Below are 9,604 nucleotides of genomic sequence, written 5' to 3' on the forward strand. Positions count from 1 at the left end.
CAGTTTGCGCAATCGGACTTTAGGTCAACATTGCGGGTCAATTGAGAGCTTTACCTTTTTGATATCCGGCGCCCCAAACAACAATGGCTGCGAAGGGTTGGGAGCAACACCCTGCAGCCATTTCATCGAGCCCTATTCCCACTCGATCGTGCCCGGGGGCTTGGAAGTGATGTCGTAGGTCACCCGGTTAATGCCCTGCACCTCGTTGATGATGCGGGTTGCCGTTTCGCCCAGGAACTCGTGGCTGAAGGGATAATAGTCCGCCGTCATGCCGTCCACCGAGGTGACAGCGCGAAGGGCGCAGGCGTAGTCATACGTCCGGCCGTCACCCATCACGCCGACGGTGCGTACCGGCAGTATGGCGACAAACGCCTGCCAGATCTCATCATAAAGTCCGTGCTTGCGGATCTGATCGATATAAACCGCGTCCGCCTTGCGCAGGATATCCAGCTTGTCCCTTGTAATTTCGCCGGGGCACCGGATTGCAAGGCCGGGCCCGGGGAACGGGTGACGACCGATGAAACTGTCGGGAAGGCCGAGTTCGTGGCCAAGTGCCCTCACCTCGTCCTTGAAGAGTTCACGCAGCGGTTCGACCAGTTTCAACCCCATCTTTTCCGGCAGACCGCCGACATTGTGGTGGGACTTGATGGTGACGGAAGGCCCGCCGGAGAAGCTGACGCTTTCGATCACATCCGGATAGAGCGTTCCCTGGGCAAGGAATTCGGCGCCTTCAATTTCGTTGGCGTGTTTCTGAAAGACGTCGATGAACAGTCTGCCGATGGTCTTCCGTTTCAGTTCCGGATCGGAAATACCGTCCAGTTCTCCCAGGAAAAGGTCGGACTCGTCGGCGTGGATCAACGGAATATTGTAGTGGTCCCGGAACATGGAAACCACTTCCTCGGCCTCGTTGAGGCGCAGAAGGCCATGGTCCACGAAAACGCAAGTGAGCTGATCGCCAATCGCTTCGTGAATAAGCACCGCCGCGACCGAGCTGTCGACACCACCCGAGAGACCGCAGATAACCTTCTTGTCGCCGACCTGTTCGCGGATCTTTGCGATCGCATCGTCCTTGTAGGCGCCCATGGTCCAGTCGCCGGTGAAACCCGCAAGGCGAACGAAGTTTTCATAAAGCTTCTTGCCGTTGGGCGTATGGTGCACTTCCGGATGGAACTGAACGGCAAAGAAATTGCGCTTTGTGTCGGCCGTGATCGCATAGGGTGCATTCGGCGAAGTGCCGAAAACCTCGAATCCGGGCGCGAGCTTGCTGACATGATCGCCGTGGCTCATCCAGACCTGTTCCCGGCCATCCGCGAACCAATCCTTCAGGATCGCAAGAGTGTCGCCAGAGGGGGTCACGAAGGCGCGTCCGAATTCAGCAGTACCGCCACCGCCGGAAATCTTGCCGCCTTCCACCTGACCACCAAGCTGTTGCATCATCACCTGTTGGCCGTAGCAGATTCCGAGGATCGGTACACCGAGGTCATAGACTGCTTCCGGCGGTCTCGGGGATCCTTCCCGGACGACGGAATCGGGCCCGCCGGAGAAGATCACGGCTTTCGGCTTGAACTCCGCAAGGAAGGCGTCCGAAACGTTTTGATAGGGATGGATTTCACAGTAGACGTTCAGCTCGCGAAGGCGCCGGGCGATGAGCTGGGTCACCTGGGAACCGAAGTCGATAATGAGAAGACGATCATGCTGGGTCATGGCCAGCTTCTAACCGGTCTTTCTGCCAAAATGAACCTGAAATTCGCATCAAATCCGGTCCCGCACAAAAATTTGGCCACATTCACCGGTGCAATGGTTCCGCAGGAGGTCTGCCTGCCCTTCAACAAATCGGCGGACAAGCTGTGTACGGCTGAAATTCGCTTTTGACCGCCGCTTCCCACCTACTTAGGTTAATGAATTCATGTTGGCCTGCCTTGCCCGATCCCCGGCAACAGGCCCGTGCTTGAGGATAGACTGGATCGAATGACAGCAGCGGCCCGAAAAGCGTTTGAGGAAGGCCTGGCACTGGAAGAATCCGGTCACCTGGACAAGGCGCTTGTTTCCTACCTCAAGGCTCAGGAACTTTCACCGAACGACACGGAAATAGCCTACAGGACAGCCTCGGCCCTGCTGCAGGCCGGTTACCTGGAAGAGGCGCAGTCGCAATTGCGCCGGATCGTGTTTTCCGAACCCGAACACCTTGGTGCGCGGGCCAGTCTTGGAAACTGTCAGCTCCTTCTGGACGATGTAGCCAACGCGAAGCAGAATTTTTCGGAGGTGCTGGATCAGGCTCCCGAAAATCGCAACGCCCTTTATGGTCTGGCGAGTGTCCTTCTCAAGGAGAACAATGCCGCCATGGCCGAAAAACCGGCCAGGAAGCTTCTGGAACTTCTTCCGGGTTCACCGGCCGTTCTGACGCTGTTCGCACAAGTACAGGATCAGGTTGGACAGACAACTGCGGCCATTGCAGCCTATCGAAAGGCGCTCAAGTCGGCGCCTGCGCATTTGCCTGCCTTGTTGGGACTGTCCGAGACCCTGTTGCGCCGCAAGCGGTTTGACGAAGTGGTCGAGCTTACAGTCCGGGCCAACCAGCTGGTCCCTGCCGATCCGCAGCCGCTTGAGATGCTGTCTGATGCGCTCTCCGGTCGGGGCGACCTGAATGACGCCAAGGAGGCAGCCCTGGAAGCGTTGAAGCTCACACCTCGTTCCGTGTCGCTGCATGTTCGCCTCAGCGTGCTGTCGCGCAAGCTTGATCAACAGGGAGAGGCTCTTCGATACGCCTTGGCCGGACATGATATCGACAAGCAGGCAGCGGGCCCGATCAATGCTATCGGCACGGCACTTGCCGCACTGAAACACGCAGCTCAGGCGCGCGCAGTGCTGACAGCCCTTTCCTCCGGCAATGGCATTGATGCGGGAACGCGTGCTTTCATCGAAAAGGCAATTGCAAAGCAAGCGGAAGTCCCCGCGGCCATCAACCCGAGTGACCCGGATAACCGCGGAAATATCACTTCACGTGGCAAGACCTCAGCCGCGGCCGATATGCCGTCTGCCAAGACGGGAGAGACGGACTTGTCCGGCGAGGTTGAACCTGATCGTGAGAAGGCGGCAAGCACCAACGGTGTACCCGCCGAATCCAGTGAACCCGTTCCGAACGTTCTCGGGCTGCAGAGGCAAGACCGGTCTTGAAACCACGGCGCCCGAATTGGCGCCGTTACGCTGTCCGTTCGAAGACCGAGATGAAAAAACCGTCAGTTCCGGTCGACGCCGGCGTCAAAAGCAACTCACCATGCTTTGAAACGTATTTGGGCGCAACAGTTCCCGGCAGAGTCTGCTGCCAGATCTCAAGCGCCGATACGGGCTTGAAGCCTGCGTGGCTTTCCAGAAACCAGGAGGTCTGGTGCTGGTTTTCCTGTGGCAGCAATGAACAGGTCACATAGACAAGACGTCCGCCAATTTTGACGTATTTACTTGCGTTATCAATGACATTCTTCTGATCGTTAATGCGATCGTTCAGTGCTTTTTCGGCCAGTCGCCATTTGGAATCCGGCCGGCGTCTCCAGACGCCTGTTCCCGTGCAGGGCGCGTCGATGAACACCAGGTCCATCTGATCCTTCAGATCGTCGAGGGAAGACGTCGCCGGATCGCGAACCTGTATATTTCTGACGCCTGCCCGTTGCAGCCGCTCGTGAATAGGAGCCAAACGGAGCCTGTCCGCATCATAGGCATAAAGCTGTCCCTTGTTCTGCATGGCTGCAGCCAAGGCAAGCGTCTTGCCGCCTCCTCCCGCACAATAGTCAAGGACCTGATGGCCGGGTTGCGCCTGGGCTAGATGAGCCGCCAGCTGGCTGGCCTCGTCCTGCAGTTCGAACCAGCCTTTGCGGTAGCCTTCCTCTGCCTGAACATGCGGCATCCGGCCCAGGCCCGGTTTGGCTTCAATGCGAATGCCGAGCGGCGAAAGGGGCGTGGCGATCGCACCGGTGTGCGCCAGGCGTTTCAGATTTTTTTCACGGTCGGACTTGAGTGTATTTGTTCTAAGGTCGACCGGGGCCCGCAAGGCGAGCGCTCTGCCCTCGTCTACTGCGGAGTCTCCGAAGACTTCCTGAAAGGCAGGCCAGAGCCATTCCGGCACGTCTGCCTCTTCGAACGATTCGGGCGTAGTCGGCACGTTACCGGACAGCTTCCGGACTTCTTCTTCGTTCAAGGGTTCCGGCGCATGCTGGTCCCCGGCAAGGACTTCACTCAGAGCATCGATGCCCTTCTGCCAGGTAACCGCGTAGGTCGCCAAAATCAGGCTGCGCGGGCTACTGTCCTGCATCAATGCTGCTAGGGAAGCCCTGTTACGCATCGCGTCAAAGACAAGATTTCCAATGACCGTACGGTCTCCGGAACCTGCAAACCGGTGTGACGCTCCCCAGTCCCGCAGCGAGACCTGAACCGGCCTGTGACGGGTTTCTACCTCGGTTAAGACTTCAATTGCCGCCGCGAGGCGTCCGCCATCTCTCATGATGTACCCTTGATGCGGGTGGGTTTGACACCCGCACCGCAATGGTTGACTTAAACGTTGGAAGGATAATTCGGGCTTTCGCGCGTAATCGTCACGTCATGCGCGTGGCTTTCACGCAAGCCTGCCCCGGAAATCTGCACGAAGCGTGCTTTTTCCTGGAAATCCTTGATGGTCTTGCCGCCGACATACCCCATGGCCGCGCGCAGACCGCCGGCGAGCTGGTGCAATACGCTACTGAGCGGCCCCTTGTAGGGAACCTGGCCCTCGATGCCTTCGGGTACAAGTTTCAGGCTGTCGCGAACTTCAGCCTGGAAATAGCGGTCAGCCGACCCGCGCGCCATGGCGCCAACCGAGCCCATGCCACGATAGGACTTATAGGACCGGCCCTGATGGAGATAAACTTCGCCCGGGCTTTCTTCGGTCCCCGCAAGCAACGAGCCTACCATGACAGATGCGGCGCCGGCGGCAATCGCCTTGGCAAGGTCTCCAGAGAACTTGATGCCTCCGTCAGCCACCACAGGGACACCCTGCTTGTCGGCTTCATTAACCGCTTCCATGATTGCCGTAAGCTGAGGGACGCCGACACCGGCAACGATACGGGTGGTGCAAATGGAGCCAGGGCCAATACCAACCTTGACCGCATCGGCACCGGCATCAATCAAAGCCTTGGTGGCCTCGGAGGTCGCCACGTTGCCGGCCAGAACCTGCACCGAATTGGAAAGCGCCTTCACTTTGGCGACCATGTCCAGCACTTTCTGGGAATGGCCGTGAGCCGTGTCGACCACCAGCATGTCGACGCCTGCATCGACAAGGCGTTCTGCGCGGGCAAAGCCTTCATCGCCGACACTTGTCGCCGCGGCCACCCGCAATCGGCCCTGCGCGTCCTTGGAGGCATTGGAATGGAGTTGCGCCTTTTCAATATCCTTGACCGTGATCAGGCCGATGCAACTCCGGTTTTCGTCAACCACCAGAAGCTTTTCGATGCGATTGTGGTGAAGAAGCCGTTTGGCCTCGTCCTGGCTGACGTTTTCGCTGACGGTGACCAGATTGTTGCTGGTCATGAGTTCGTGGATTTTCTGATCAGGATTGGAGGCGAAGCGAACGTCACGGTTGGTCAGGATGCCGACAAGTTTGCCTGTGATCTGACCGCCCTTGCCGCCGTTTTCAACAACAGGAACCCCGGAGATACCGTGATGTTTCATCAGGTCAAGCGCGTCCTGCAGGGTCGCCTCCGGCCCGATGACCAGGGGATTGACCACCATGCCGGATTCAAACTTCTTGACCATGCGGACTTCTTCCGCCTGCCGGTCGAGAGACAGGTTTCGGTGAATGACACCGATACCGCCGGCCTGAGCCATGGCGATCGCCAGACGTCCCTCAGTGACGGTATCCATCGCAGAAGACAGGATCGGAATGTTCAACTCCAGTTCCCGGGTGACCCTCGTCTTGAGGTCCACCTGACCCGGCATGACTTCCGAATGTCCGGGAATCAGCAGTACATCGTCAAACGTCAGGGCTTGTTGTCCGGTCGACGGGACAAAGAAGGTTGCCATGGCCAATTCCCCTATTAAAAAGATAGCAGAGACGCAGGCTTGTCTATAAAGCCTGCATCTTTCGATTCGCTTCGGCTGTGCCGGAGAAGTTGGCGCGGGTCAATAACATGCAGGTGACAGAAAGGAAAGAGCATTGCTTTCTCTTTCGTTGCAAATCAGCACTCCGTTGACCGCCGCCCTGGTGGATATCTTGTGCCGCCGATCTCAATCCGGGTCCAGGTCGCTGCCACGGAACCCTTTGGCAATCACGTAAAGTTCCGGACTTTCCTTGCGGCTGGCCGGCGGTTTCAGATGGGCCACCGTCTTGAATTCCCGCTTCAGGTCCCGCAGAAGCTCGTTCTCTGTTCCACCACGGAACACCTTGGCCAGGAACGAACCGCCGGGCACAAGATTACGCCGGGCAAAGTCGATCGCGATCTCGAACAGGTGAGTCGTGCGCAGGTGGTCCGTCTGCTTGTGACCGGTCGTGGGGGCAGCCATGTCCGAGAGGACAACATCCGGCTTGTGCCCGCCGAGTGCCTCCATCAGCGCTGCCGGGGCATCGTCATCCAGGAAGTCCTTCTTCAGGAAAGTCGCGCCGCGAACATGATCCATGTCCAGGTAATCGATCCCGACGACTTTCGGCGCTTCGACGCTCGACTGGACCCGCTGAACCGCAACCTGGCACCAGCCACCCGGAGCGCACCCCAGGTCGACAACCCTGTAACCGGGTTTGAGCAGCTTGTGCTTGTCGTCGATCTCGATGAGCTTGTACGCAGCCCGCGACCTGTAGCCATCGACCTTGGCACGCCGCACATAGGGGTCGTTCAACTGGCGCTCCAGCCAGCGGGTGGACGATTCGCGGCGGCCGGCTGCGGTTTTCACCTTCACGTGGAGGCCGCGGTCTCCCGAACCCCGTTTCTTCGAGCTGCTCATTTTCTGTTCCTTAGGCGGCCACGATCCCGGCGATCGGACTTCCGGTGCGCCCAGACGCCGTCAGCAGCCATCAGTTCGGTGAGGATGCCTTCCCTCAAACCCCGGTCCGCTACGCGCAGCCTGGAACAACTCCAACGCCTGCGGATTGCTTCCAGTATCGCACAGCCGGCCAACACAAGGTCCGCCCGATCCGCGCCGATGCAGGGATTTTCAACGCGAGCCTCATAGGGCATATCGCGAAGCTGATCAATCATTCTGGAGACATCGCTGTCTTCGAGCCAGGTCCCGTCCACGCGGCGGCGGTCGTATCTCTTCAGTCCGAGGTGGACACCGGCAAGTGTCGTTACCGTTCCCGACGTGCCGAGCATGTGGACCTTTCCGGAAGAAATGGCCTCGGTGAGACTATTTGCAAGGCTGAATGATGCCAGATGCTCCGAGGCATCCTCGACCATCGCCTCGAAAATGTCCGGCGTCACGTGCACGCCACCATGGCGTTCAGCGAGATTGACGACACCAACCGGCAACGAGATCCAGGAACGGATGAACCGGGTCAAGGCATAGCCACGCGCACCGCAACGGTTGCGCAGGTCCAGCCATACGATTTCGGAAGATCCGCCGCCGATATCGAACAGGATGACGCCGTCTGCGTCGTGGTCGACCAGAGAGGCGCATCCGGCGACGGCCAGCCTTGCTTCGGTCTCCCGGTTGACGACTTCAAGCGCAAGACCGGTTTCCTTCTGGACACGTTCGATGAAATCCGCGCCGTTTTCGGCCGCACGGCAAGCCTCGGTCGCAATCAGGCGAGAGCGGGCAACACCCCGGTCCGCAAGCTTCCGGTGACAGTTCGCCAGGGCGTCGATTGCCCTGTCCATGGCTGCCGCGCTGAGAAGACGATTGGAACCTACCCCCTCACCCAGCCGGACAATGCGCGAATAAGCATCGATCACCCTGAAACCGCGCTCTTCGGGACGTGCGATCAGCAAGCGGCAATTGTTGGTTCCAAGGTCGAGTGCGGCATAAAGAGGCGAATTCCGTCTTCCGCCGTAGATTTTTTCTCCTTGGCGCGCGTGACGTCGTCCTGGAACGAGTTCTGCTTGACCATTGTGGTGTTTGGCATTGACCTTGTTGTCGCCTCGCCCGTGATCCGGCCGGATCTCTGAATTCGTTTCGCGACGATCCGCTGTTGTTTCGAGACCACCGGCGGCAGCCTCGTTGGAAAAAGATGTTCCGTTGTTGTCAACGTGTGCGGCTTTCCGACGTTTTCGGCCCCGCCTGCGTGCCGCTTTCCTGCCTTTGAGACTGGTTGGATTTTCGGAAGGGAACGGCGTGTCCGGCTTTTGGCCGGTATCGACAACCACCGCTTCGCTGCCGGTTGCAGCAACAGCAGAGAGGGATCGTCCACGCCGCCGTTTTTTTCGGCGCTTAGCCGTGCCGGAAGACGATTCGCCCGCCTCAACGGGCCGCGCCTGTTGGGAGGGCGTTTTATTGACGTATCCGTTTGCAGCTTGAATCGACCCAGGGACCTGTGACGTAACGGCAGGCTGAAGCTGTGCCGCATTTCCGTCTTTCGACCCTTGACCAGAACGCCGCTTTCGGCGGCGTCTGTTCGATCCTTTCGACTCCGAACGAGTCTCTTGCGCATCGGACACGTCAGCGGTACTACGCCCGGTTTCGGGCGGTTCCTGACCTGACTGAGTCACGTTTTTGCCTTTCAGACCGCCGGGCGCCAGCCCGTTTCCAGGGGCGCATCCGGTGACCGTGTCTTTCGTTGCCGAAACTCTAGCAGGTTGACCGTCCCCGGAAAAGCTCCTCCTTGCAAGGAATTGGGAGACAGGGCCCCAGGCATCTGAGCGGAGGCCGAGATTTCACAAAAAAGTCAAATTCGGCACTTGCATTCCGGAATGTGATAGATGTATATGCGGCTCACTTGATCGCGACGGACACTTCTACACGAAGCGATCCAGACGACTGAGCACAATAGGCGCCCTTAAAGCGGCCTTGTTGGGGAATAGGTTAACGGTAGACCCGCGGACTCTGACTCCGTTAGTCCTGGTTCGAATCCAGGTTCCCCAGCCAAAATTTCTCTCTCCTTCAAAGAAGTCGCAAGGTCGAACAGGATCGGCCGGTTCGTGCACGAGACGCCATGCGCGTGTCACGAAGTCGTGCCTCAAGACCGAGGTCGGGCTTGAAAAAATGTTCCTGTCTCCTGCCTGAAAGACTGTGAGAATTAGCTTCTGCAATCACCGTGAGTTGCAATATTGTTTGCCGATTCAATTTGAACTCGTCGAGGTAAACCAGATGGTTTGCGAGACACGATATGAGGAATGAACACATGGGTTTTTTTGATTTTGTAAAGGACGCGGGCAAAAAGCTTTTTGGTGAGGACGAGGCGCCGCATTCAAGCGCGGAGGCCATCGAAAAGGAGGTTGCCGATCTGGGGCTGGACGGCGACATTAAAGTTGAAGTCGAAGGCGACACCGTCAGGATTGCCGGGGCGGCACCATCTCAGGAAGCGCGGGAAAAGCTGATTCTGGCAGCCGGAAACGTTCTGGGTGTCGCGAAGGTCGAGGAAGACATTTCCGTTGCCTCAAGCGAACCGGAGGCGAATTTTCACACAGTCGTCAAAGGCGATACGCTCTGGAAG

The 9,604-nt window shown here is 58.3% G+C and carries 9 protein-coding genes and 1 tRNA gene; 4 read left to right on the forward strand and 6 right to left on the reverse strand.

Annotated features, from left to right (window positions below; translation table 11 throughout):
• Nucleotides 1–132: 132 nt before the first annotated feature.
• Nucleotides 133–1,704: a glutamine-hydrolyzing GMP synthase gene (gene guaA, locus ACQY7U_RS06530; protein WP_428642995.1), complete on the reverse strand. Its 1,572-nt coding sequence runs from the start codon at nucleotides 1,702–1,704 to the stop codon at nucleotides 133–135.
• Here guaA and ACQY7U_RS06535 point away from each other — a divergent pair.
• The gene (locus ACQY7U_RS06535) at nucleotides 1,693–1,872 is read left to right on the forward strand and encodes a hypothetical protein (protein ID WP_428642997.1); all 180 of its coding nucleotides are present in this window, start codon (nucleotides 1,693–1,695) and stop codon (nucleotides 1,870–1,872) included. The genes guaA and ACQY7U_RS06535 overlap by 12 nt on opposite strands.
• 96 nt (nucleotides 1,873–1,968) lie before the next feature.
• The gene (locus ACQY7U_RS06540; protein WP_428642998.1) at nucleotides 1,969–3,174 is read left to right on the forward strand and encodes a tetratricopeptide repeat protein; all 1,206 of its coding nucleotides are present in this window, start codon (nucleotides 1,969–1,971) and stop codon (nucleotides 3,172–3,174) included.
• Nucleotides 3,175–3,199: 25 nt separating this feature from the next.
• Here the strand turns inward: ACQY7U_RS06540 and ACQY7U_RS06545 are convergent, their stop codons facing one another.
• The 5 genes from ACQY7U_RS06545 to ACQY7U_RS06565 form a co-directional block, all read right to left on the reverse strand.
• Nucleotides 3,200–4,492 (reverse strand): RsmB/NOP family class I SAM-dependent RNA methyltransferase, encoded by a 1,293-nt coding sequence (locus ACQY7U_RS06545; protein WP_428642999.1) that lies wholly within the window; start codon nucleotides 4,490–4,492, stop codon nucleotides 3,200–3,202.
• A 50-nt stretch (nucleotides 4,493–4,542) separates the two neighbouring features.
• The gene (gene guaB, locus ACQY7U_RS06550) at nucleotides 4,543–6,045 is read right to left on the reverse strand and encodes an IMP dehydrogenase (protein ID WP_428643001.1); all 1,503 of its coding nucleotides are present in this window, start codon (nucleotides 6,043–6,045) and stop codon (nucleotides 4,543–4,545) included.
• A 204-nt stretch (nucleotides 6,046–6,249) separates the two neighbouring features.
• Nucleotides 6,250–6,960 (reverse strand): RlmE family RNA methyltransferase, encoded by a 711-nt coding sequence (locus ACQY7U_RS06555; protein WP_428643002.1) that lies wholly within the window; start codon nucleotides 6,958–6,960, stop codon nucleotides 6,250–6,252.
• Entirely contained in the window at nucleotides 6,957–7,943 is a 987-nt protein-coding gene (locus tag ACQY7U_RS06560; protein WP_428643003.1) for a Ppx/GppA phosphatase family protein, read from the reverse strand. The genes ACQY7U_RS06555 and ACQY7U_RS06560 overlap by 4 nt, the downstream gene beginning before the upstream one ends.
• Nucleotides 7,937–8,602 carry a hypothetical protein gene (locus tag ACQY7U_RS06565; protein ID WP_428643005.1) on the reverse strand — a complete coding sequence of 222 codons (666 nt, stop codon included), beginning with the start codon at nucleotides 8,600–8,602 and terminating at the stop codon, nucleotides 7,937–7,939. The genes ACQY7U_RS06560 and ACQY7U_RS06565 overlap by 7 nt, the downstream gene beginning before the upstream one ends.
• Before the next feature lie 360 nt (nucleotides 8,603–8,962).
• On the opposite strand from ACQY7U_RS06565, the gene ACQY7U_RS06570 reads away from it, so the two are divergent.
• Together ACQY7U_RS06570 and ACQY7U_RS06575 are read left to right on the forward strand one after the other, a co-directional pair.
• Nucleotides 8,963–9,036 (forward strand) — tRNA-Gln (locus ACQY7U_RS06570).
• A 256-nt stretch (nucleotides 9,037–9,292) separates the two neighbouring features.
• Nucleotides 9,293–9,604, forward strand: a 312-nt coding sequence (locus ACQY7U_RS06575) for a BON domain-containing protein (RefSeq protein ID WP_428643007.1), incomplete at its 3' end; no start/stop codon positions are given.

Origin of the sequence: Roseibium sp. (genome assembly GCF_050301095.1) — a bacterium.
GTDB lineage: Bacteria > Pseudomonadota > Alphaproteobacteria > Rhizobiales > Stappiaceae > Roseibium.

Excerpts from the sequence above, each read along its gene's own strand:
- ACQY7U_RS06535 (WP_428642997.1), top strand. The coding sequence starts at position 1,693 with ATGCTGGGTCATGGCCAGCTTCTAACCGGTCTTTCTGCCAAAATGAAC.
- guaA (WP_428642995.1), bottom strand. The coding sequence starts at position 1,704 with ATGACCCAGCATGATCGTCTTCTCATTATCGACTTCGGTTCCCAGGTG.
- ACQY7U_RS06540 (WP_428642998.1), top strand. The coding sequence starts at position 1,969 with ATGACAGCAGCGGCCCGAAAAGCGTTTGAGGAAGGCCTGGCACTGGAA.
- ACQY7U_RS06545 (WP_428642999.1), bottom strand. The coding sequence starts at position 4,492 with ATGAGAGATGGCGGACGCCTCGCGGCGGCAATTGAAGTCTTAACCGAG.
- guaB (WP_428643001.1), bottom strand. The coding sequence starts at position 6,045 with ATGGCAACCTTCTTTGTCCCGTCGACCGGACAACAAGCCCTGACGTTT.
- ACQY7U_RS06555 (WP_428643002.1), bottom strand. The coding sequence starts at position 6,960 with ATGAGCAGCTCGAAGAAACGGGGTTCGGGAGACCGCGGCCTCCACGTG.
- ACQY7U_RS06565 (WP_428643005.1), bottom strand. The coding sequence starts at position 8,602 with ATGCGCAAGAGACTCGTTCGGAGTCGAAAGGATCGAACAGACGCCGCC.